The 24,669-nt window shown below is 36.7% G+C and carries 22 protein-coding genes and 2 pseudogenes; 5 read left to right on the top strand and 19 right to left on the bottom strand.

All coding sequences use genetic code 11. The features are described from left to right. Positions 1 to 138: 138 nt before the first annotated feature. On the bottom strand, positions 139 to 1,311 hold the full coding sequence (locus JCM9152_RS11230; protein ID WP_035344230.1) for a TraB/GumN family protein: 1,173 nt from the start codon (positions 1,309 to 1,311) through the stop codon (positions 139 to 141). 151 nt (positions 1,312 to 1,462) lie between these two features. Further along, complete coding sequence (locus JCM9152_RS11225) at positions 1,463 to 2,461, bottom strand: methyl-accepting chemotaxis protein (protein WP_035344228.1); 999 nt, start codon at positions 2,459 to 2,461, stop codon at positions 1,463 to 1,465. Positions 2,462 to 2,617: 156 nt separating this feature from the next. Here JCM9152_RS11225 and JCM9152_RS11220 point away from each other — a divergent pair, with 156 nt between their 5' ends. Beyond that, positions 2,618 to 3,040 carry a cupredoxin domain-containing protein gene (locus JCM9152_RS11220; RefSeq protein WP_052015865.1) on the top strand — a complete coding sequence of 141 codons (423 nt, stop codon included), beginning with the start codon at positions 2,618 to 2,620 and terminating at the stop codon, positions 3,038 to 3,040. Between the two features lie 259 nt (positions 3,041 to 3,299). Here JCM9152_RS11220 and JCM9152_RS11215 read toward each other — a convergent pair whose 3' ends face one another. Further along, complete coding sequence (locus tag JCM9152_RS11215; RefSeq protein ID WP_052015863.1) at positions 3,300 to 3,665, bottom strand: IDEAL domain-containing protein; 366 nt, start codon at positions 3,663 to 3,665, stop codon at positions 3,300 to 3,302. 264 nt (positions 3,666 to 3,929) lie between these two features. Here JCM9152_RS11215 and JCM9152_RS11210 point away from each other — a divergent pair, with 264 nt between their 5' ends. Beyond that, positions 3,930 to 4,784, top strand: a complete 855-nt coding sequence (locus JCM9152_RS11210; RefSeq protein ID WP_035344225.1) for a Cof-type HAD-IIB family hydrolase — start codon at positions 3,930 to 3,932, stop codon at positions 4,782 to 4,784. Positions 4,785 to 4,873: 89 nt separating this feature from the next. Here the strand turns inward: JCM9152_RS11210 and JCM9152_RS11205 are convergent, their stop codons facing one another. Both JCM9152_RS11205 and JCM9152_RS11200 read right to left on the bottom strand, forming a co-directional pair. Further along, positions 4,874 to 5,536, bottom strand: coding sequence for a ThuA domain-containing protein (locus tag JCM9152_RS11205; protein WP_035344223.1), 663 nt, complete (start codon positions 5,534 to 5,536; stop codon positions 4,874 to 4,876). Between the two features lie 27 nt (positions 5,537 to 5,563). Continuing rightward, positions 5,564 to 6,998 (bottom strand): annotated as a pseudogene (locus tag JCM9152_RS11200) (DHA2 family efflux MFS transporter permease subunit). 204 nt (positions 6,999 to 7,202) lie between these two features. On the opposite strand from JCM9152_RS11200, the gene JCM9152_RS23280 reads away from it, so the two are divergent. Beyond that, entirely contained in the window at positions 7,203 to 8,117 is a 915-nt protein-coding gene (locus tag JCM9152_RS23280) for a CAP domain-containing protein (protein ID WP_035344221.1), read from the top strand. Positions 8,118 to 8,310: 193 nt separating this feature from the next. Then, the gene (locus JCM9152_RS11190; protein ID WP_035344219.1) at positions 8,311 to 8,886 is read left to right on the top strand and encodes a TetR/AcrR family transcriptional regulator; all 576 of its coding nucleotides are present in this window, start codon (positions 8,311 to 8,313) and stop codon (positions 8,884 to 8,886) included. Positions 8,887 to 9,039: 153 nt separating this feature from the next. On the opposite strand, the gene JCM9152_RS11185 is transcribed toward JCM9152_RS11190, so the two are convergent. Beyond that, positions 9,040 to 10,404, bottom strand: a complete 1,365-nt coding sequence (locus tag JCM9152_RS11185) for an MATE family efflux transporter (protein WP_035344217.1) — start codon at positions 10,402 to 10,404, stop codon at positions 9,040 to 9,042. Between the two features lie 162 nt (positions 10,405 to 10,566). Further along, complete coding sequence (locus tag JCM9152_RS11180; RefSeq protein WP_035344215.1) at positions 10,567 to 11,271, bottom strand: hypothetical protein; 705 nt, start codon at positions 11,269 to 11,271, stop codon at positions 10,567 to 10,569. A gap of 244 nt (positions 11,272 to 11,515) precedes the next feature. Between JCM9152_RS11180 and JCM9152_RS11175 the strand changes: the two genes are divergently transcribed. Then, positions 11,516 to 11,761: an HPr family phosphocarrier protein gene (locus JCM9152_RS11175; protein ID WP_035344213.1), complete on the top strand. Its 246-nt coding sequence runs from the start codon at positions 11,516 to 11,518 to the stop codon at positions 11,759 to 11,761. A gap of 138 nt (positions 11,762 to 11,899) precedes the next feature. Here the strand turns inward: JCM9152_RS11175 and JCM9152_RS24300 are convergent. The 12 genes and pseudogenes from JCM9152_RS24300 to JCM9152_RS11115 all read right to left on the bottom strand — a co-directional run bounded on the left by JCM9152_RS24300 (position 11,900) and on the right by JCM9152_RS11115 (position 24,517). Next, positions 11,900 to 13,032: pseudogene (locus JCM9152_RS24300) on the bottom strand (NAD(P)/FAD-dependent oxidoreductase). 89 nt (positions 13,033 to 13,121) lie between these two features. Beyond that, entirely contained in the window at positions 13,122 to 13,961 is an 840-nt protein-coding gene (pgoN, locus tag JCM9152_RS11165; protein WP_035344211.1) for a glyoxal/methylglyoxal reductase, read from the bottom strand. A 314-nt stretch (positions 13,962 to 14,275) separates the two neighbouring features. Next, the gene (locus JCM9152_RS11160) at positions 14,276 to 15,166 is read right to left on the bottom strand and encodes a PhzF family phenazine biosynthesis protein (protein ID WP_035344209.1); all 891 of its coding nucleotides are present in this window, start codon (positions 15,164 to 15,166) and stop codon (positions 14,276 to 14,278) included. 134 nt (positions 15,167 to 15,300) lie between these two features. Continuing rightward, entirely contained in the window at positions 15,301 to 16,158 is an 858-nt protein-coding gene (locus JCM9152_RS11155; RefSeq protein WP_235715688.1) for a carbohydrate ABC transporter permease, read from the bottom strand. 11 nt (positions 16,159 to 16,169) lie between these two features. After that, positions 16,170 to 17,126 (bottom strand): ABC transporter permease, encoded by a 957-nt coding sequence (locus JCM9152_RS11150; protein WP_052015861.1) that lies wholly within the window; start codon positions 17,124 to 17,126, stop codon positions 16,170 to 16,172. Between the two features lie 102 nt (positions 17,127 to 17,228). Then, a complete protein-coding gene (locus JCM9152_RS11145) occupies positions 17,229 to 18,809 on the bottom strand; it encodes an extracellular solute-binding protein (protein WP_035344207.1) in 1,581 nt (526 codons plus the stop codon). Positions 18,810 to 19,239: 430 nt separating this feature from the next. Next, the gene (locus tag JCM9152_RS11140) at positions 19,240 to 20,028 is read right to left on the bottom strand and encodes an SDR family oxidoreductase (RefSeq protein ID WP_035344205.1); all 789 of its coding nucleotides are present in this window, start codon (positions 20,026 to 20,028) and stop codon (positions 19,240 to 19,242) included. An 87-nt stretch (positions 20,029 to 20,115) separates the two neighbouring features. Then, the gene (locus tag JCM9152_RS11135) at positions 20,116 to 21,132 is read right to left on the bottom strand and encodes a sugar kinase (RefSeq protein ID WP_035344204.1); all 1,017 of its coding nucleotides are present in this window, start codon (positions 21,130 to 21,132) and stop codon (positions 20,116 to 20,118) included. Between the two features lie 16 nt (positions 21,133 to 21,148). Continuing rightward, positions 21,149 to 21,769, bottom strand: a complete 621-nt coding sequence (locus JCM9152_RS11130) for a bifunctional 2-keto-4-hydroxyglutarate aldolase/2-keto-3-deoxy-6-phosphogluconate aldolase (protein ID WP_035344202.1) — start codon at positions 21,767 to 21,769, stop codon at positions 21,149 to 21,151. A 21-nt stretch (positions 21,770 to 21,790) separates the two neighbouring features. Further along, positions 21,791 to 22,639, bottom strand: coding sequence for an SDR family oxidoreductase (locus JCM9152_RS11125; RefSeq protein ID WP_035344200.1), 849 nt, complete (start codon positions 22,637 to 22,639; stop codon positions 21,791 to 21,793). Between the two features lie 5 nt (positions 22,640 to 22,644). Further along, positions 22,645 to 23,712, bottom strand: a complete 1,068-nt coding sequence (gene uxuA / locus JCM9152_RS11120) for a mannonate dehydratase (protein WP_035344198.1) — start codon at positions 23,710 to 23,712, stop codon at positions 22,645 to 22,647. 118 nt (positions 23,713 to 23,830) lie between these two features. After that, positions 23,831 to 24,517, bottom strand: coding sequence for a GntR family transcriptional regulator (locus JCM9152_RS11115; RefSeq protein ID WP_035344196.1), 687 nt, complete (start codon positions 24,515 to 24,517; stop codon positions 23,831 to 23,833). Between the last annotated feature and the right edge of the window lie 152 nt (positions 24,518 to 24,669).

Raw genomic sequence — 24,669 nt, 5'->3', positions numbered from 1 at the left:
ACAACCTTCCTTTCAAGAAGTTCTTCAATTTATACAGTAAAAGGTTTATTTCTCTAAGTAAAAGAAGAAAAGATTTCTCCAAAATAGCTACGCAAAAAAAGTACTTTCGCGCATTTCACACGAAAGTACTCTTCCACATTATCTAAATATATTTTGTAAAAACAAACGAATAACATCAGCTCCACCTATAACCGTTCCTAACGTACTACCTAAGTTCGTTAACACGACCATTAAAAGAATGCGTGTCACATTATTACGCCAAAATCCTTTCACAGTAAAAACATCGTCCGTCAACGATTCAAAGTCAGATACTTTAGGCTTGCGTTTAATCGCCTCGACTAACCCAGAAAACCACCCTGCTGCTAACAATGGATACAGCGAACTAATTGGCGCTACTAGAAAAGCCGTTAAAATGGATAAAGGGTGACCAAATGCTATAGCCGCACCTATTGCAGCAAACGTTCCGTTCCAAAGAATCCAACTCCACGTTAAGTTCATTCCTATTTCAGGATTGGAGAAAAAAGCATATCCAATCATACTTAAAATCAAAATCGGAATCATCCATGCGATAACTTTAGGTGCTATCGATTTAGGAGGTCGTTTCATTAACATATTAAGGTCATGATCATGTTGTATTTCTTCTTTTATACCAGGAACATGAGCTGCACCTAAGACAGCCACCACCTTTTCACCTGGAGCTTGTTTAATCTTTTGAGCTAAATACTGATCACGCTCATCTATTAATGGAACTTTAAGGCGTGGAAACGTTTCAGTGAATTCCGTTAGCATTGAGTTTAACATGTCTTTCGATTTCATCTTTTCAAGTTCTTGTTCGGAAATTTCATCTTTACTAAAAATACTGTACACTAATTGAGTTAATAGCTTAGCTCTCCCCCAAAAACCGACCCCATGCCAAATACGGGCAAACGTGATTTGAATATTACGATCAGCTAAGACAAGTTTGGCATCGACTTCTTTTGCAGATTCTATTCCTTGGATCATTTCCTGACCTGGCTTAATCCCAAATTGTTTAGCCATTCTTCGTTGAAAGGACGAAACAATTAAATTCATGAGAAGGAGTGTCGATTTTTTCTCTTTGATCACTTTAAATATATCCATATCCTTCCACGAGTTACCTTTCGTAACAGAGTGGTAGCGTTGTTCATCCAGCTCCACACAAACGGAATCTGGTCGCTCAAGCTCAATTACCTCTTTCACTTGTTCTACGCTTTTCTTAGATATATGTGCAGTCCCTACAAGTATAATTTCTTTTCCTTTGACGGTTAACCTCGTAATATATTCCTCTGACATGTACGATATGTCCTCCTCATCCTAACAAATACGATTAAAAATAATGATGTACATTTTGCTCCATCATTATATCATAGAACAATTCCGTTTATGAGTAGAAAGGATCCATACCCCTTTGCTAACCTCTTTACAGTTAGCAACTTCTTATACATTACACGATTGACTCCTCGACGATTACAGCCCAACCTTTTCCTTTATAAGCGTTGTAACCCTTTGTTAAGCTAAATGCATATATCTTAGTGCCTTCAACTGTAAACCCTTGTTTTTCAGTACGTGAAATGACCTTTTGTACTGCTTTTATATCACCTAAATTAGCTTGGAAAACATCCTCTCTATTCTTTGATGCTATGACTTCACCTTTTGAATTAATGACATATAATTGACTGTTTTCATCAATTTTGACTGCATCAATAATATCGTAAATATATTCCCAATTAAAACGTATCGTGAAAACACCAATCACTTCTCCTTGATCATCTAATACAGGACTCGAGTAATTCATCGTATAGCCATCTACTACAGACGAATAGTACATATCTGTTACAAACACATCTTTTGTTTTTACAGTTTGTTGAAACCATTCACGATCAGCCATATTTTTGCCTACTTGATGATTGTTTTGAGCTGCTGCAACGATATTACCTTCTAAATCAAGTACGAATAAATCGTAATACACTTCATAAATCTGATGAATTCTTTGCAATAATCCTTTTGCAAGCTGTTTACTTTCTTCTGACGGATTCACTAAGCAGTTTTTTACGACGTTAAAGCTTGCCCATGCTTGTACATCACAATTCCGTTCAAATAAATTTCGATCAATTTTATCGATCGTATCGAAAGCAATATCCACGGTACGAACCGCAATGATTTCGTTGGCCTTTTGCTGAATTCTCTGAATAAGATCTTCGCTTTTTTGGCTAGCCTTCAAACTATGTTCAGCGAACTTTTTGATCTCAGTTGCTACAACTGAAAATCCACGTCCTGCTTCACCAGCTCGAGCAGCTTCAATCCCTGAATTTAAAGCAAGTATGTTCGATTTCATCGAAATGTCTTGAATGTCTTTCATGACATGTTCCATTTCCTGGTTATCTTTCTTTAATTCATTCATTAATAATGACACATTTAACTGCTTCTCTACTAGCTCTTTCATCGTCTCTTCCCCTTCATGTTCGAATTGTCGTCGTTCTCTATTTACGACCTCTGTCAAATTATATCATTTTTCTATTGGAAATTTTATCATTTTAGACAAGTATTTATAGCGGACATGCATATAAATGAAATAGACGAAGAAAGGAGGAGGAATAAATTGACGTTAGTATTAATCAAAAAAAGTTGGTTGTATATCGCCATTGTTTTCATCTGTACACTAATTGGAGCCTACTTTTATTTTCAAACAAGCTTAGGTGCGATCACAACAGTTAAACCAATTGGTGATGAATTCGAGCTTCATATGGTTACAACTGAATTCAAAACGACCACAGAGGACGGGAAGGAGATTGAGTCATATCGGTGGGACCCCGGAACCGTTTACATTCCAAAAGGAAAAGATATTACTCTTCGAATTTACGGTGTAAACGGAAAAGAGCACCCTTTCCAAATTGAAGGAACGAATATTTCAGGCACGATAAGAAAAGGAGAAGAGACCGTCCTACAATTGCATTTTAAAGAAGAAGGTATATATCGCTTAATTTGCACAGCACACTCAACAATTGATCATCATGCCCAATGATTGCCTACTTAATAGTCGATTAGTAAATGAAACGTATCATTTGCTACATGTCGTAACCGTTTCTTTTCTAATTCAAGGAAGAATTCTATTTTAAGTGATATGTAACATACGAAACTAACACGCTTCTTAATTTATCATTCACTATCTCCACTCAAGTTTTTAGTGTCGTTACGTCCAATTATTAAGAATACTTTTAATTGGACGTAACATTATAAGCATCCTTCTTTCATTGATCAACTTCTATACTCCTATCTTATTATTACTTCTTCGCAAACCTAGAAAATGTTTCTTGATTTTTAATCACATCCAAAAATTCCCCTTTTTTCACTTTTGATGAAAGTTTATCAAACCACTCTCGATCTCTAGTGCTTAATGCTAAATCAATTAAATTTGTTATCTCATCCTTTGTCCAATGATCCGTCATCGAATAGATTTGCAACTCTTTTTCATCAATACGTACAATTTTCCCTATTAACTTTTTGTTGTCAGATATTAACACCCGTACTTTTATGAATGTATGATACACCTCTTCATGTTCGACATATCCATGAACTAATTCACCGATCATTGTTTTGCCTCGCACCCAATCACCTATTTGAGGACGTTTATAATACCTTCCACTCATTACTCTCACCAACCTTCCGAAATAAATGCCCATGAATGTCTATATGGCATTGTATTCATCAACAATTTCTATTTCTTGTGCACTCACCCAATAAGTAAAAGAAGATAGAACCTTTTCAATCATTTCCATAAAAATGACAGCGTTATCACTTATTTAAAAATAAAAATAAGTGCATACAACGTGAAATTTCTACACTTTATCGGTATGATGGAGGAAGAGTTGATTTTATTACTTTATATTTAAAGACAGTTAGGAGTTTACATAATGAAAATCATTGCAACAGATTTAGACGGTACTTTATTAAACGAGAAGCACATCATTAGCAATGAAAATGCAGCTGCGATTCGAAAAGCCCAAAAATCAGGGATAGAAGTCGTTGTTGCAACAGGGCGTTCTTTTAGTGCCGCTTATAAACCTCTGCAACAAGCTGAATTAAATTGTCCGATTATTTGTTTAAATGGAGCTCAAATTTATACTTTAGAGCAAGAGTTAATTTACAATGCTCCATTAGATCGATCTTCCTGCTTTGAAATTCAAAAAGCTTGCCAGGAAGAAGGTATGTATTTCGAAGTATTTACAAACAAAGGTGGCTATTCCGATAGCCGCGATAAATTTATTCAGGTTATGGTTGATATTGCGCTATCTGCAAACCCTGAATTAAAGCGTGAAGATGTGGAAACATTAGCTAAACAACGTTTTCAAGATGAAGAAATTGAAGTTATCCAAAACTTTGAAAAACTGTTTAATAACACTGAAATTACCCCGTACAAAATTTTGGCATTCTCTATATTAGATCATGAACTAGAAGCTGTTCGTAATCGATTGAAAGACCATGAACAACTAGCGATTACATCATCAGGCTTTTCTAATCTAGAGTTTAATCACCCTAATGCTCAAAAAGGAATTGCATTATCCTATTATGCTAACCAAAAAGGGATCAGTATGATTGATGTGACGGCGATTGGAGATAACTTTAATGATGAGTCAATGATTTCAATGGCTGGTTGGGGTGTGGCCATGGGAAATGCTGAGGATGGTATTAAAGAAATTAGTAACTATGTTACAAAGACAAATATTGAAAATGGCGTCGCACATGCGATTGAGAAAGTACTCTCATAAAAAAATACTAATACTGTATAAGGCCCGAAAAAAGCAATAACAACCTTTTTCTCGGGCCTTAAAACAATTAATTTCATTGACCTTCTAGCCTATCGATTGCTTTCACTTAAACACCAAACGATTATGTTCTTCATTATTTGTTGCGAATAAGGATGGAACAAAGCTTCACGACAATGAGATGGCGTGAAACAGACAACACGCCCTTTCCCATATCGATGATGCCAACCTGCTACTGCCTCACCATCGTTAGAATAACTATGAAGGAAAATGTTCGTATCATTTTCTACAAATGATACGAAATAATGCTCATCCCATACTTCATAACGCGCCAAACCTTTTGTAAAAGGATGATGACCAACCGGCTCATACGTCACATTTGCTTGTGGTGGATGGTATGTAAAATGTCCACGTAGCATTTTTACATATGTGTCGATATGATCATATGATGCTAATCCCGAATGCCATGCAAACCAACTTCCGCCCCCCTCAACATATGAGGCAATATTCTTTGCCACCTCACCATCCATCCAATGATTCACTTTACCATCTTCAGGGTTTAAACGATTTTCCTTTGAGAGAATGACAACATCTGGCTCCATTTTAAGATCTTCTACTAATGTATCAACAGATCTGATATCAAATGTAACGTCCGTTTCTAGCTTCAAGTGCTTCATAACGAATGACAATGATTCTTTCATCAGGTCAAACTCATGATAATAATCACCTAAATAGGCAAAGATTTTTTTAGACATTCTATCATCTCCATGAACATTACTTATTTAAGACTCTTCACTTGCTTTTTCATTTAATTCGTCCTCGTCATTGATATGAGCAGGCTTATCATATTTAATAAAAAATGCCAGAACAAATGTGAATAACGTTAAAATAGCTAAGACTAAAAAAGAAACATTTGCACCAAAAATAGCTGGATTTGAAATTCCTGCATGACTTGACACACTTTCCTTTGTTGTTGTCATGATTGAGACTAATAGTGCCGTGCCTACAGAGGACGCGATCATTTTCATCGTGTTATCCATCGCAGCCCCGTGAGATTAAACGTTTAGGAATTTGATTTAATGCAGCTGTTGCTACTGGCATCATTACCATAGACAAACCGAACATTCTAATAGCAAACATGACAGTCACATAAGCAAACGACGTCTTAGGACCTAGTATCGTAAAAGCAAAGGTCGATAGTGTTAAGATTGTAAGTCCAATAAATACTAACCATTTCGCCCCGTATTTATCAAATATTCTCCCTGTAATCGGAGACATCATCCCCATTATGAGAGCTCCTGGTAAAAGTGCCAGACCTGATTCAAAGGCCGTAAAATCCCTCATATTTTGCATGTACAATGGTATTAATGTTTCCGTACCAATTAACCCCATAAAGCCAACCATTCCAATAAGAACAGCGTAAGGGAAAATTGAAAAAGTAAAAACACGAAATTCTAACATTGGGTGCGTTAGTTTCAGTTGTCTTATTACAAATACTATAATGGAAATGAGACCTATTGTTAAAATCATAATGGTCATTGGATCAAGCCAGCCATTATTACCAGCACTCGTAAATCCGTACAATAACCCACCAAAACCAAAAGACGAGAATATGATAGAAAGTACATCTACCTTTGATTTCTTTTGTTCCGTTACATTTTTTAAAGCAAATGCCGCAATGAAAATATCAATAATGGCAATTGGTAAAATAATATAAAATAATACTCGCCATGAATAATGACTCGTTACCCATCCTGAAAGAGCAGGCCCAATAGCAGGGGCAAATGAAATCACCAATCCAATTAAGCCCATTATCGCTCCCCTCTTCCGAACTGGAAAGATGAGAAGAAAAACGGTTGTCATTAAAGGCAACATGATTCCTGCTCCCGCCGACTGGATCATTCTACCCATTAAAAGCATCTCAAAGTTCGGTGCAATTCCTGCAAAAAGCGTCCCAAATGCAAATATACTCATCGCACTTATGAAAAGCTGCCTTGTTGTAAATCGTTCAATTAAAAAAGCACTTATTGGAATCATAATACCATTTACTAGCATAAAAACAGTTGTTAACCATTGTGCACTGTTTTCTGTCACACCCATTTCAGCCATGATAGGTGGAATAGCCGTTATCATTAACGTTTGATTTAAAATCGCAATAAATGACCCTGCTAATAATAACGCGACAATTGTTTTTCTGTTATATGTTGGTATGCTCATATCTTTCCCCTCCTATTCCCTTCAATCAGTATGTAAGTTCAACTTCATTAGCGTACACGAATCTTTCATTTATTTCTAATATAACGCTTAGAAAATTGGATTTTCATCACAATAAACATTTCAAATAATTACCACCATTTTTTTAAACAAATTTCATAATACTACAAATAGAAATAACACTATTCATAAAGGAGTTACACAACAATGAAAAAAATGAAATGGATAACGATTGTATTGATCTTGTTACTATTCACCGCTTGTAACCAGGCTGATGAAGCACGTAATGACAACATGCAAAATAGAGGGACGACTGGTCAACTCTCAAGTGATTATACAACGGAGTCAAGTGATGAGTTCCCTCATACAAAACCCATTCAAATCCAGCATGCAAAATATGATTATACCGTTCAAAATTCTCAAGAAATCACTCGTGCTGAAATTGAAAAGCTGCTCCCGACAGATGTCTTACAGCAGCTCCCTCAAAACATTCGTCATATTACCGTTGAAGATTTAGAACGATTTATTCCGGAAGGAGCAGCACAGCTATCTCCTGAACAAATAATGGAACGAATTCAACGTGGCGGAGGTCAAGGTCATGTCCAACCGCCTACTCAACCCGAACGACCACAGCAACGTCCTGAACAGCAACGTCCTGAAGCGCCCGATGAAACAGTTGAACAGCAACCAGCTCCTGAAACAGAGCAGCCAGAGCAAGAAGAAACCGCACAACAAACAGAAGGAATTAGCGAAGTCGAGCAACAAGTTATTGATTTAACGAATCAAGAAAGACGTAATAACGGACTACCAGAACTACAAGCCGATTCATCATTGAGTCATGTTGCTCGCGAGAAATCAAGAGATATGCAACAAAATAATTACTTCTCTCATACAAGTCCAACATACGGATCTCCATTTGACATGATGCGTGATTATGGCGTTTCCTACAATTCAGCAGGAGAAAATATTGCTCAAGGCCAACGTTCTGCTCAGGAGGTTGTTCAAGCATGGATGAACAGCGAAGGACACCGTGCTAACATTTTAAGCACTGACTTTACTCATATAGGTGTTGGTTACATTGAACAAGGAAATTATTGGACACAAATGTTTATTAGTCGTTAAGAGCAACAATTCCACTGAATAGAGTTTTCAGCCTGTGGACCGTCTTGGAGCGAGACAGCCCACAGGCTTTTTTGTGGCTCTTTTAAGTTGTTTCAAATCCGTTTTTCACCTCTCTGCTTTCGATGATAATTGACAGAAATCGATTTGACTCTTATAACTAAAATAAGTGGTTAACGATCAAGGGGGAATAAAGATGGAACCAAAAAAAGACACAAAAGATATTTTTCTTAAAACAGCATCAAGACTATTTAGGCACCAAGGCTATCATGCTACAGGTATGAATCAAATTATTAAAGAAAGTAACAAGCCCAAAGGTTCTCTCTATCATTTCTTTCCTAATGGGAAAGAAGAACTTGCTATTGAAGCCGTGCTTATGACAAAAAAAACATCTGCTGAACATTTAAAGAAAACAATAGAGCCCCATAACAGTCCAGTTGAAGCCATTCAAGCTTTATTTCGTCATTTTGAAAAAGAGCTTGATATTAATTACATAAAGGAAGGTGGTCCTGCACCAATCGGATTATTGACATTAGAGACAGCATCCATGAGTCAGGAATTAAGATCAGTTTGTCGTGGTACTTATAAAGAATGGCAATCCATTCTTGAACAAAAATTTATCAATTGTGGGCTCTCCCAAGAGGTTGCAGCTGAGAAAAGTGTTACAACCCTCGTCCTAATGGAAGGTGCTGTTACACTATCAATTGCTAATCAATCAACAGAGCCTTTTTCAATTGTTTCAAAACAGCTTGTCCATTTGTTTAATGACTAATTATGTGTTCACTTCTTTTCTATGAAGAGCCTAATGACTCTTTAAGTCTTTGGATATTAAAATGCGGATTTTAAAAAAAATACACTTCAAAAAAATGCGTTACATATACACGATACGGTTGAAGCTGAATAGAATCTTCTACTCAGCTTCATCCTAATCTATATTTACGATTGCATCCACACGCTTTTGTACAAACGATAAACGTATGAGAAAACCAACTGCCGCACAGGTTAAGCCAATTGTAATCCCAATCCAAAGGCCAAATGGACCTAAATGAGTATATGCAGCTAACATATACCCTACCGGCATACCAATCAACCAATACGAAATAAAGGCCGTAATAAAAGGTACTTTGACATCTTTATAGCCTCTTAATACACCTTGTAGACCAGATTGCGCAGCGTCGGATAGTTGATAAAAAATAGCGATTATAAAGAATTGCCCTGCTATTTTCACAACATGATAATCAGATGTGTATAAATAGGAAATTGGCTCCCTGAATAAATAAAGGAAAATAGCACCGAAAGCTAAAATAAGCATTCCTCCCCATACGCCGAGGTAGCCATATTGTTTGGCATTTCTTATTTGACCTCCACCAACTGAAAAACCAACTACGATGGTTAGCGCCATCGAAATGCTTAAAGGAATCATAAAAATAAGTGAAGTAAAGCTTAAAGCGATTTGATGAGCTGCAACGGTTACGGTTGAAAACATGATCCCCATTAAAAGCGTGACAACAGCAAAGATACTTGCCTCAAAGAAAATAGACAAACCAATAGGAACTCCAATAGCTAATTGTTCCTTCCAAGCTAGTAGCGATGGTTTCGCCCATTGAACAAACAAGCGATAATGACGTAAGGCATCTACTTTAAAGGTTGTCCAAATGCTAAAAAGCAAAATAATCCAATACGTAACAGCCGTTGCATAACCTGCTCCGATCCCCCCTAACGCTGGCAGTCCAAACTTTCCAAATATAAAGCCATAATTTAAAAGCACATTAAATGGAACAGCTAGTACTGTAATGATCATTGTCAGCCTCGTAAATCCTTGTGCATCAAAGAAATATCGTAAAACACTTGAAGCAAATAATGGGAAAATACCGATCGATAAACCAATTAAATAATGATAGGCAATATAATAAACATCTGGTTCTAAGTTCATGATAGATAGTATCGGTTTTAGAAATAGAACTCCCAATACGATAATTAAAATAGCTAATAGTCCTGAAACATATAAAGATTGTGTAACAGAGCCTGCAATTTCATTTCGTTTTCCTTTTCCTATTAAATAAGCAATAATTGGAGTCACGGCAAGTAATATCCCGTTAATTCCCGAAAAGACTGGCAACCATAAACTCGAACCGATTGCGACACCTGCTAAATCCTCAGTGCCAACTCGTCCAGACATCATTGTATCTACTAAATTCATAGCATATAAGCTTACTTGCGTCACCATGATCGGCCAAAGAATTTGTAAAAATAATGAGTACTTTTCTTTCCATGTCTTGGCATGATACATAGCTTCCCCTCCAAACCGTTAGATGTTCATTAGGATATTGTCTACTTTTCGACCATCAATGTCTAGTCTTTTGCATAAAGACTGAATCTTTCATTTATTCTAACAAACTCTTTAAAGTTTTTTAGATATTTGAAATAGAAAAACAGACGAGTGGTAAGACGTTTACTCGTCTGTTTTCAACACGTTATCACTTTGATGATTTAACCCTTTTGAGCTCTCGATTTGCTTTTTTAACCAATTAAATTCTGTATAGAAATCTAATTGAATTCTTTCCTGATTTCGTTGTAATAGGATGAGAGCTTTCACTTCTTCAGCAATTTCTTTCAACTGTATTTCAACTCCTTTTTGCTTCTCCTTATATTCTTGTAATAAAGTACGAAGAACATCATAGTCGACCTCATCTAAACTCATTTTTGTAAAGCGACTATTTAAATCATCTTCAAGTTCAGTGACAATTAATTCATTACGTTTTAATTGTACTTGCAGGTGCGAAAGAAGCTCATGAACAAGAACTTTCTCTTCTTTCAAGTCACTAATACATTTTAAGAATTCTGCTTTGGACTCATTTAATACATCGACCTGCTGAATGATCCATTCCTGCTTCTTATAATGTGTCCTTAGTTCTCCTAAGAAAGATTCTAATTGCTCACCATCGCTTCCTATAAAACGTGCTAGTAATCGTTCAGCTTCCGTTATTCGTTTATCCGTACAATCCATCTGATCCATTAAGGCATGATATATTTCAACACCACTTGTTAGTTTATTTTCGAGTCTGTCGAATCTAATTTGCGAATAATACAACGGCTGTTCACGTTGACGAACCCTATACAACTTAGGCTTCACTACGTGAGAATGATGTTCAGTCATTTTTTATTTTCCTCCTTCCAGTATACTCATCTGTATGACAACCATTTTTAAATTTGTATGAAAATAAATGATTTTTCATTCATGCACGAATTTCTATAACTCTATTGACAACGCTTACACGATTCGTTTTAATTAAATTGTTAAGGGTTAGACGATACATTTTTTTCAAATTATTGAAAAGGTCTAAACGAATAACGCTTAACCTATAATATAATAAGAGAAAATGAAAAGGAGAGTGACAAACATGCGTGTGAAAGTGTTAAAACCAATTTTTGCTGAAACTGCCACAACATTAGTAAATACTGCAAGTGCATTTCCTGAAACTGTCTTAATTAAAAAAGATCACTGGGTCATTGATGCCAAAAGCTTGTTAGGACTTTTAGCTGTATCCTTGCAACCTGATCAGGAGGTTGATATCGAAATTCGCGAAGGTGAAAACGAGGAAGTTTTTGCAGCTTTACTAAATACTGGATTATTTGAAAAGAAATAATTTAATACTACGAGTGATTTCAAATCTTTATTCTACATCTCTATGTAACGAAGATTCCTATGATGATTTTCGGTTTGAAAAAGCGAATGAGCAAACTTTTTTCAATGCCTATAGATTTTCCATAGGAATCTTTTCTTTTCATAATGAGCGATTAGAATTGTCAATGACCGTATCTCTTAAATGATATTTCTCTGCATCTACCAACGTTTCTTTCTCTTGAACGTATTGAGCTAGCTCAGCACCTAAAAATGGACCTGCCGTCAACCCCGTTGCTCCCAAACCATTTCCAGCAAAGAGACCTCGATATTGCTTAACGTCGCCAAACACTGGCAAAAAATCTGGCACGACTGGGCGAAAACCAATTTTAGTTTCTAACAAATGACTATCAAGCAACCTTGGAGTCACTTCCTCTAGAATGTTCAAAAGTTCATTCTGGCCTTTAGTGGATACGATCGGTTCATAATCGTTGCTATCTTCATACGTACTGCCGACAACCACGCGCCCATCTTGAAAGCCTAGTATGTATTTACTTGTTGGTGTGATAATAACCGGCCACTGGTCAACTGCTGAGTGAGAAAACTTCAAATGGACAATTTGGGCACGTTGAGGTTTTACTTGAAACGACAAACCTAGTGGTTGAACAGCTCTCTCGCCCATGCTCCTGCTGTTACAATTACCTTATCACAGTACATTACTTGATTATTTACCTTTACACCTGTTACATGATGACCTTTTGTTAAAATAGAGCCATCTCCTCTAATAAATTGAGCTCCATGTTGAATGGCTCCATCTATAAGCGCCTGACAAACTCCTTTTCCATCGACACGAGCAGCTCCACTTATTAATAATCCATGATAGGAATCATTTAAAAAAGGGAAAAGCTTTTTCAATTTGTTTGAATGAAGCAGCTGAATATCACCTATTTCAGGGGCATTATCTTTCTTTATAAGGGTACGTTCTCTCATTTTCTCTAATTTATTTAAGTCGGTATGTACACTGATTGCTCCAACTTGATGATAACCCGTACTTAAAACACCTAATTGTTGCAACTCTGGAATTAATGAATGATAATAACGCGCCCCTCTTCGAACAAGGTCATACCATCGCTTATTCCGACGTTGCGAAATCCATGGACAAATAATACCAGCCCCCGCATCAGTGGCCTTACCGATGTCATTTCGATCAACCATAATGACTTCAACACCAGATTTAGCTAAATGATACGCTGTAGATGCTCCTAAAATGCCTATACCAATAATACAAATCTTCATATGCTCACCTTTTTCTTTTTCAGACAATAAATATAAATTAGAAAAGAGTGTAACAATATCGTTCATGTTACACTCTTTTCTGATTAAACTTATTCAAATCCTACCATAAACTCATCTGGATTTGGACCTATTCGTTCATCCTTATTCAATCCGTTTATGATCTTCATATCATCTATAGAAAGCTCAAAATCAAAAATAGCAGCATTAGCTATAATGCGTGATTCTTTTACTGATTTAGGAATCGTTACAACGCCATTTTGTAAGTCCCATCTTAAAATCACCTGTGCCACGGTTTTATTATATTTTTTCGCAATTTCATTCAAGATTGGATCAGTTAATAACTGCCCTTGCTTTAATGGTGACCATGCCTCAAGCTGAATATTCTCCTGTTCACAATACGCCCTTAATTCAAGCTGAGCTAAATGTGGATGATATTCTACTTGATTAACCATCGGCTTAATTTCCGCATCACTTATTAAATCTTTTAAATGATGTACTTGAAAATTACTAACACCTATTGCCCGAATGCGTCCATCCTTGTATAGCTTTTCTAATGCCTTCCACGTTTCTTTGTATTGATCTTTTCCTGGCCAATGAATTAAATACAAATCTAAATAATCTAATTTCAATTTATTTATTGTTTCATCAAAAGCACGTAATGTTGCTTCGTATCCTTGGTTTGAATTCCACACTTTAGAAGTAACAAATAACTCATCTCGTGGTATGCCTGACTCTTTAATCCCTTGGCCTACACCTTCTTCGTTTTTATATACAGCTGCTGTATCGATACTACGATAACCGTGTTGAATAGCCGTTTTTACTACCTCTACAACTTCTGTACCTTCTTCGACTTTAAATACACCCAAACCAAACCAAGGCATTTTAACACCGTTATGTAACGTCGTTGTATCCTGTAAACTTTTTGGCATAATCGTTCCTCCTTAAACAAGATTATCAATGCAAGCTCTCATGTATTATCTAAACATAATTTCTATAAGAAACTCAACCAATATGATGTTAAAAAACTGCGCCGTATTTTAACATCACATAACTTAAAACAAAGAACACGTTTAAAATCAAGAATGATTTTAAACGTGTCTCAAAAAGTTGATTATCGATTAACCATCCCACTCTACACATAATATGTCTTCTGTTCTTACATCAATATCACATTCGATCTCGATTTCATAAATAAGTTGATTGTCATCTTTTTTACGCATCGATACGACTTCTTATCGTTATTCTATAAAGTTATCATACCCTTAATCGTTGTAACAGCAGAACCGCCAACCTTTACCTGTATATGCCCTGATCGTTTTATTATTGTTGCCAATACAGTACCCGGTCGATTTTGCGAATTCCCCTGTATGATGCGATATTGGTTAGATTCTCTCAATTGACCTTCCATATATAAATAGCTCATTAAAGCTCCGTTTGCTGAGCCTGTAACTGGATCTTCATTTACACCAACAGCTGGGGCAAAATCTCGAGTATAGATATCTACCATTGGATCCTTTGTGTTTAATGTAAATAAATGATTTGTGACGATTCCGATATCCTTATTCCACCATTTTAATTCTTCAAACAAAGGAGAAGCTTGATCAATAGAAGCTTGATCTTTCATCGGAACAACTAAGTGCCAATTTCCCGTAAAAGCTAATTTTATTGGTAATTGTAAATCGAAATCCGTAACAGAAACACCCAGCATACTCGCTAGTTGATCATAATCTATATCCACTGGCTTAACTTTGGGCTCCACTTGTGTCATGATCATCAATAAATGATCTTCTTCTTGTTTAAATTCCACCGGTACACTTCCAACATTTGTTGCAAACGTCACAACAGCTGAACTTGATTTTAAATCGAATTTCTGAGCTACAACCCACGCAGCTGCTAATGTTGCGTGCCCACAAAAATCAACTTCGCAAAAAGGGGTGAAAAATTTGATCTGATAATCCGACTTATCACGCGTACTGGAGAGAAGGAATGCCGTTTCTGAAAGGTTCATTTCACTAGCGATCTGTTGCATTTCGCTACTAGTTAACCCTTCAGCATTCGGAACGACACCGGCCGGATTACCACTAAAAGCTTGATCTGTAAATGTATCAATATGAAATATATGATAATTTCTCATTTTTACATCCCCCTTTTTTATTCATTATTGCCTGTTTCATTAGATGAAGCAAGGAAAACATGTCTAATAAGAAACAGCTACTGAAAAATCATACTTTTCAGTAGCATTTTAAGCTTAACCTTTTATCGAACCGATCATCGCCCCTTTTGCAAAGTACTTCTGCAAAATGGATAAACAATTAAAATAGGTATGGTCGCTACAACAATCGAAGCCATGCGAACAGTAAACTCTGAAACATTTCGCTGGAATCCTATTGTCGAGCCTGAAGACTGTAACATTTGAGCAGTATTACTAATCATATCGCGTAAAAACGCCTGTAGCTGCCATTTATCTCGATCTGTTATATAAAGAATGGTTGAGAAGAAATCATTCCAATAAAACACGGCTATAAACAACCCAATCGTAGCAAGGACTGGCTTTGACAAAGGTAATATAATTCTGAAAAACACCGTTAAATCATTCGCACCATCAATTTTTGCAGCCTCTTCTAATTCATCAGGAATTCCTTTAAAAAAGCTTCTCATCACAAAAATATTAAAAGCATTAATTGCATTTGGTAAAATAAGAGCCCAGTAAGTATTCATGATACCTAATTCCTTAACTAATAAATAATTAGGAACCATCCCACCATTAAATAACATAGTAAATAGTATGAGAAAAGAAACGAATCCAGCCCCACGAAGTCGTTTTTTCGAAATAGCGTAAGCAGTAGTAGCAGTAAAAAACGTACCGATCAAGGTTCCAAGAATTGTCACAATGATTGTAGTACGAAAACTACTAAGAAAAGCATTATTAGTTAAAATCGCTCGATACGCATCTAAAGAAAATCCTTCCGGAATAAGAAACATTCCTCCACCAGCAACAAGACGCGCATCACTAAATGAACCCATGACTAAATACCAAAATGGAAAAATCATCACAACAATTAATATACACATAAAAATGTAGTTACAGAAAGAAAAAATCTTTTCACCTTTCGATAATCCAATCATTGAAACCCCTCCTACCAAAGTCCGTCTTGACCAAATTTTTTCACAATTTTATTAGCCGTCACGATTAAAATGAGGGCGATAATTGATTTAAATAAACCAGCAGCAGTAGCTAGGCTATAATTAGCCTCTTGGATTCCTCGACGGTATACATACGTATCTATTACATCGGCTACATCATATACTAAAGGACTATATAGGAGATAAATTTGCAGGAAACCAGCTTCCAAAATGTTTCCGAGACTTAAAATAAGCATAATTAATATGACCGGACGAATGGCTGGTAGTGTGACATGCCACATCTGTTTAAACCGATTAGCTCCGTCTATCCGTGCGGCTTCATACAGATCAGGGCGCACCCCCGTCATGGCAGCTAAATAAATAATCGTTCCCCAGCCCATCTCTTTATAAATATCAGAAATAACTAATATAGAGCGAAAATAATCAGGACTTGTTAAAAAACTAATAGGTTGACCACCAAGTTGTTTAATAAAATAATTGAATAGTCCGTCAACAGGATTTAAAAACGTAATAATAATCCCAGCAAAAATGACCCATGATATGAAATGAGGTAAATATATGACCGATTGTGTAAAACGCTTAAAGGCCATATGACGTAACTCATTTAATAATAAAGCTAATATAATGGGAGCTGGAAAACCAAACAATAATTTTAATGAGCTTATGATTAAGGTGTTCATAAAAATCGAAGAAAAATTAGGTGTACGAAATAAACGTTCAAATTGCTCAAATGCGACCCAGACACTACCAGATATACCAGCGATGATGTTGTAGTCTTGAAATGCAATCACAACTCCATACATAGGTATGTAACGAAAAATAAGTAAATAAACAATCCCTGGAATTAACAATAAGTAGAGCAATTTGTCACGTTTAATATCTTTCCAAAACGTTGATTTATGTTGCGCAGATGAGACAGTCGTATCTAATTCGAGGTTAGTTTGCCTCATATTCATTACACTCCCATCATTTAATTTCACACGTGTACCAAAATCTCAGCAATATGTACTAATTTGATAAAAGGGTATCCTTTCGAACACCCTTTTATCCACTTATTTATACGGCTCAATATTTTCGTTGTACCACTCTTCAAATATCGCATATTCTTCTTCTTGAGCTTTGTATAATTCATTTGCCTCTCGATCTACTTCTTCACCACCTAAAGCTGGGTATTGAGCAATAAAGTCATCGAAAGCTGTAATAGGTAAGTTTCCAGAGATAATCCCCCAAAAGGTTTCATCTCGAAGTGTATTTATATCTGCCCCATACTCATTCCAAGCTGGACGAGATAGTGATTTAAAGAAAACGATTCTTTCTCTCATCGGCATCGAAGTTTGATCACGCTGATTAAATAAATCAATGACTTCAGGTGTATTTTGAATATTGGCTTCATCTTTACGTTGAACGTACCAATTATAATTTCCTAATCCTAGATTGTTCATTTCGTCCGGTGTTATTAAACTTTCATATTGTCCATCAGCAACTTCATAATGCTCTCCTTCTATACCAAATGTAATAAGTTGGAATGTTTCCGGTTGAGCCATACGATCTAGCACTTGCATGACTGCCTCTGGATCCTCAGCTGCATCGGTAATGGACAAATAACTCCAACCAAATACATCTGCCGGTAAATCCGAAGCAAACCCATCTGGCCCTGAGACAGGATCAATCGGCATATATTCACCTTCTGGATTTAACGCTTTAAAGGACACATGATGGTTAAAATCAGGGTTAAAAAAGGCCACCCATCTGTAAATAGAACCAACGTTCCCATTAGCCATAATTTCATCTACCTGTGCTTGCTCGATAGGTGATAACATCCGAGGATCAATGACTCCTTCTTTGTATAGACCTTGCAATATTTCCAAAACATCCCGAACTTCGGGAAGCGTTGAACCGTACTTGACAGTCCCATCATCCATCACCATAAATGAATCAGGATCAACACCGTGTGACAGGAAAAACGGTGCGAACGCACGATACAAATTTTCTCCTGATAGTCCATACGTATCATTTTGACCAGTTCCATTTGGATCATCAAAAGTAAAAGCTCGAAGAACATCAATATATTCATCTAATGTCGTCGGCACATCTAATTGAAGATTTTCCAACCAATCCTTTCTAATAATCGTTGTCATCGTACCAGGTTCTGAAACATCAGCAGGAATTCGGCGAATTCCACTATCTGGATCCCAATGAAAGAAGAAGGTATCCTTTGAATAATAATTAATGATTTCCTGACCGTGCTCTTGTAATAATGGTGTTAAATCATGGACAATATCCGCGTCAATCCATGAATTAAATTCCCGGTTCATATCCCAATGCCAAATCACATCAGTCATTTCACTAGGATCACTCATCATTAAGTTAATCTTAGTCTTTGCATCTTCCCAACCAGGTAAATAAACATTTTCTACTTCTACAGGTCTGTTTAAATAGCTTGATAAATCTTCTTCAAGTGCATCCTCCACCCATGAATCAGGAGTTTTAGGCCCTCCCATTAGTGCTAAACTAACTTTTAATGTTGAGGATGAATCATTTGTTTCGTCTTGATCTGATTCAGTTGCAGAATCTTCTGAACACGCGACTAATGGAATTATTACAAGCAACAAAAACACAATTAACCTTTTCAAAAAAATCCCTCCATTATCAGTTTCTTAAACGATTAAAAGTGACATAACAAAATGGTATTTTTCACCCTAAATAAAGCGTTTACAATAAATTCTGTTATTTCATTAACTTATCGTTACCCTCCTTACTTTCATAAAATAAAGTTGTAAACATTAATAACTTACTTACATAATATAGTGATATCATTTTATTATGCAATCATTTATGTACGACACCGTACGACACCGATAGTATATTCTTCTTTATACATAAGCGATTAATGACTCAAAATCATTAATCTTATTATTAGTTTATCGATAACTAACTACGTTATGTTATTGTCGAAATTGATCTAAATAAACATGAAAAGTCCTAAAAAGAACTTCATTCTTTTTAGGACTTTTCTTATAAATATTGTTAGTAACTTTGTTCGTCTCCACGAAATTAGGTGAGCTAAAGTAACGACTCCGCACCATCGATGTGAATAACACTTCCCGTTATATGATTAGATTGCCCAGAAGCTAAGAAATAGACTAGATCTGCTACTTGCTCAGGGGAGCCTGGCTTATGTTCTAACGGCTGTGAACCTTCAGGATATTCAATTGGAATACGAATTTTTTCTAGTTCATCTTCTTCTTTAAACGTATTTTCACCAATATTTGTCTTAATCGCTCCAGGACAAACGATATTTACTCTAATTTTATAACGAGCTAATTCTAAGGCTGCCATTTTACCAAATGCAACCTGGCCTGCTTTTGAAGCACTATATGCTGACATACCAAAACCGCGATATTTTCTAGTACCATTAATAGAGCTCGTTATAATAATGCTGCCACCCTCTTTTTTCATATGAGGAATGGCGTATTTGGTTGCAAGAAATGTACTTCTTAAGTTAGTCGCTAGCGTACTATCCCAATCATTTGCGCTTAAATCTTCAATTGGCTCGACTTTACCATTTATACCAGCATTCGCATAAACAACATCTAATCTTCCCCAATGATCAATGACGGCTTGATAACTCGCTTTCATTCGCTGCTCATCAGAAACATCCGTATCAAGTACTAAAGCGCTACCACCTAGATGCTCAATTTCCTGTTTCACTTCTAACGCCTTCTCTTCCTTAATATCGACAAGAGCTACTTTCAACCCTTGTCTAGCTAATGCAATTGCGCTAGCGCGGCCAATTCCTGAAGAACCTCCAGTTATTATAGCTACTTTACCTGCATTTCCTTCAGTAGACATCGTTAACCTCCTAATTGAGAACGTGATTAACTTTATCCTACCCAGATTTTATCTTTAACAAACACAGGATTCTGGCTTAACTGACCATTAGCGTTGGACGTGAAAAGCTCCAGATTGAAAGACGTTCTCTACTTCTTCTACGTTCACTTTCAACGAATCTCCGAATATCGTATGCTTAATCGCAGCAGCAGCAGTAGCGAATTCTACTTTGTATGCATCATCTTTATTGAGCAAGTAAGAATATAAGAAACCAGCTGTAAAGGCGTCACCCGCACCTACACGGTCAATAATGTCGATACTATACTTCTGAGACAGGCTCACTTCTTCCGATGTCCCATTATACACAAGTCCTTGATAGTCATTCTTCGAGGCTGACAAAACATCTCGAAATGATGAAACAATATATTGAAATCCAAATGTCTCATTAATAGTCCTATAGATTTTTTGATAATCTTCTAGTGCTGCAACGTTTTCTACTAACGTGTGATCTAACCCTAGAAATGTAGTAAAATCGAGAAATCCTGCAAATGCTACATCTACGTATGGGAGAACTTGCAGAAATTTTTCTTTCGCTTCGTTAGTTGACCATAATTTCGCTCGATAATTAAAATCAAAGCTTACAGGGATCTTACGACGAGCTGCCTCTTCCATAAATGCTTGTGATAGTCGAAAAGCTTGTTCACTAATCCCTAATGTAATACCTGATACATGAAAAAGTTCAGCTCCATCAAAAACAGCATCCAAATCAAATTCATCTATTTGAGCCTCTGAAATGGCAGAGTGCTTACGATCATAAACAACTTTACTAGAACGAATGGAGTAACCATTTTCAAGAAAATATGTTCCGAGTCGTTCTCCACCGCGAATAATCTGAGACGTATCGACTCCATAGGCGTTAAATGCTTGAATCGCGGCGTCACCAATTACATGAGCTGGTATTTTCGATACGAGCGAGGCAGACAAACCAAATGATTGTAATGCGACCGCAACATTCCCTTCACTTCCACCGTAAATCGCATCGAACGACTGACTTCCTGAAATACGATCATGTCCCGGAGGAGATAACCTCAACAAGATTTCTCCGAAAGTAACTACCTTTTTCATTTAGCTTCCTCCTTCATCAAGAACGTATTTCTTTTATTTTATTGATAAATTGCTGAGCCGTTTCAATAATGTCATTAGAACTTCCCTTCGTTAGCTGTCCACCAACTCCAACCGCACACACACCTGCTTGAATCCAATCTTGGACATTCTCTAAACTTACGCCCCCTGTCGGCATAATATCAACATGTGGCAACGGTGCTTTAATATCTTTCACAATTGCCGGAGCTGCCATTCGTCCAGGAAAGAGTTTAATGACATCAACGCCCGCCTGTAACGCATGTGTGATTTCTGTAATCGTCATACATCCAGGCATATACGGAATTTTATACAAATTACATAGCTTCGCTGTCTCTTCATCAAATGCAGGTGAAACAATGAACATTGCTCCTGCTAAAATGGCCAAACGAGCAGTTGTTGCATCTAACACGGTTCCCGCTCCAACTAAACAATTTTCTACTTCTGATAAAGATTCAATCACATTAGAGGCATTTGGCGTTGTATACGTCAGTTCAATGATGTTCACTCCACCTTTGACACACGCTCTAGATATCCGTTCTGCTTCCTCTGCTGAATCACCTCTTACAACCGCAACAATTCCTGCTTGTTCAATCGCTTGTAACACTTCATATTTTTTCATCTTCTCTATTCCCCTTTCGCGTTACACACCAGAATAAGCTAAAAATCCACCATCTACTGGTACCGTAATACCAGTTACAAATCCTGACATATTTTCATCGGCTAGCCAGAGTAACGTTCCTAACAAATCTTCAGGCTTACCGAATCGACGCATTGGTGTATGACTAATAATTTTGTCAGAACGAGGTGTTAAAGAGCCATCTTCATTCGTTAATAGCTTCCGATTTTGCTCCGTTAAAAAGAACCCTGGGGCGATTGCATTCACTCTAATGCCTACATCGGCCATATGAACAGCTAGCCATTGGGTAAAGTTTTCGATACCTGCTTTAGCAGCACTATAGGCCGGTACTTTTGTCATAGGTGACGGCGCACTCATTGACGACATATTGATGATCGTCGCGCCAGGTTGATTCATCATTTTTTTGGCAAATACTTGAGTCGGAATAATCGTTCCAACTAAATTTAAATTAAAAACAAATTGAAACCCCTCAGTCGTCATATCAAAAAACGTTTTTAGCTCATCATTATTCAAATCTTCTCGCTTTAACGTTTCATTTGTCGTTGTACCATCTGGATGATTACCACCTGCACCATTGATTAAGATGTCACAAACACCTAATGTATTAGATATAATCTCTTCTGCTTTTTGAACACTATCCATACTCAATACATCACAGGCTATCGCTAGCGCCGTACCACCTTCACGAACGATATCTTCTTCTACTTGTTTACCTTTTTCCGCTGTTCTATTTAGAATTGCTACTTTAACCCCTTGCCGACCTAACTCTCTAGCCATTGCCCCGCAAAGAACTCCACTCCCACCTGTAATGACCGCCACTTTGCCTTTTAAATTTTCATTGTACGCAATCATAAAGATTAAGCCTCCTTTTCTTTATTTAAAGCATCCCATATGCCCCATAAATACATAATTCCTAACGCCCGATCATATAAACCATATCCTGGGCGACACTTCTCATCCCAAATATGTCGACCGTGATCAGGCCTTGCATACCCTGTAAAATCTACATCATGATATGCTTTCATAATATCGAGAATATGGACGGTTCCATCTTCTGATCGATGGGACGTCTCAATGAAATCACCATTTTCAAAGGTTTTCACGTTACGGATATGTGCAAAGTGGATACGATCTGAAAATGACCGGACCATATCAGCTACATTATTCTCAAGGTTAGCGCCCAATGATCCACTACATAACGTCAATCCATTATATCGATCATCAACTAGCTTTAAGAATCGTTCAATATTTTTTTTGCTTGTCATAATTCTTGGTAGTCCAAAAACGGAAAACGGTGGGTCATCAGGGTGAATGGCCATCTTAATATCATGTTTTCGTGCTACTGGAATAATTTTTTCAAGAAAATATTGCAGATGATTCCATAGATCTTCTTCTGTTACACCTTCATATTGTCTGAACAAATTCGTCAAGTGCTTAAGGCGTTCTGGTTCCCAACCTGGCATCGTCAAATGCGAATTTTCAGCGATTTCCTTTACAAGTTCCATCGGATCAGTATTAGAAATTTTAGCATTTTCAAAAAAGAGAGCCGTTGAACCATCTGACATCTCCTTAAATAAATCGGTTCTAGTCCAATCAAATACCGGCATGAAGTTATAGCAGATCACTTTTACTCCTACCTCAGCTAAACGCTCAATCGTTTGTATATAATTTTCAATATATCGATCTCTTGATGGTAAGCCTAATTTAATATCCTCATGAATATTTACACTTTCAACAACATCAATGTGGAATCCGTATTGATTAGCTTGCCGTTTTACTTCCTTTATTCTTTCAAGCGGCCAAGCTTCTCCTGCTGGAATATCATGTAATGCCCAAACGAGCCCCTCCACTCCTGGAACTTGCTTAATATGTTCTAACGGAATGAAATCATTCCCTTCACCAAACCAACGAAAAACCATCCTCATCACACATCATCTCCTTCATCTCATAAGTATTTGACAACGTTTTCATCACAATTGGTAAAAGTGGTGATATGCATCTATAATATCGTTATCGACACATGTCACCTTAGTCTTATTTTGCTTATGTCTTAAAATAGTTAGGATATTCTTTGAATAAGCGTTTTTGTTCATCCTTTACAATAGAAAGATGCTTAATGATTATTTCTTTTACTAATGATTTATTTTTTTGCTTAATACCCTTTAATAATATTTCATGCTGTTCTAGTATAGGATCCCAATCATAATTTTCAACTAAACTTAAAAGTCTCACACGATTCAAATGAACATTCACATGTTGAATGATGTTCCAGACTCTATTTTTATTACAACCACTCGCAATGGTTTGATGAAATTGTTCATCTAATGAAAAAAACTGTTCATAGTCTTTCATTTCGACACATTTTCTTTGCATATGTATATTAACTTCTAGCTTAGCAAGTGCTGATTGATCAAACTTGTCACAAGCCGTTTCGAGAACAGCGCGTTCAAGATGTTCTCGAATAAACCGCGCCTCTTCTACATGATTTAAATCAATGAACGTTACAAACGACCCTCTTTGCGGATACACTTCAAGTAACTGATCTTGCACAAGCTTTAAAAATGCTTCTCTCACAGGGGTTCTACTTACATTTAATCGTTCAGATATGTCTTTTTCTGATATATTCGTACCTGGCTCCAGCTTAAGTGTAATAATATTTTCGCGAAGCACGTGGTAGACATAATCCCTCGTAGATGAAAATGATTGTCTTATATCTTGATCGATGATCATATGACTACCCCCTTTCTGATTACCATACTACCATACTAGTTGAAAGAAATAAAGAAAATCTCTTGTTTTGACAGCCATTTCTTTCAGATGGCATTAAAGAAACTGTTTCATTTAATGATCTCTCTATTCCAATGGCCGATTCCACGAAAATA

The organism is Halalkalibacter hemicellulosilyticusJCM 9152 (assembly GCF_000513115.1).
Lineage (GTDB): Bacteria > Bacillota > Bacilli > Bacillales > Bacillaceae_D > Halalkalibacter > Halalkalibacter hemicellulosilyticus.
This window is presented reverse-complemented; position numbering and strand designations above follow the sequence as displayed.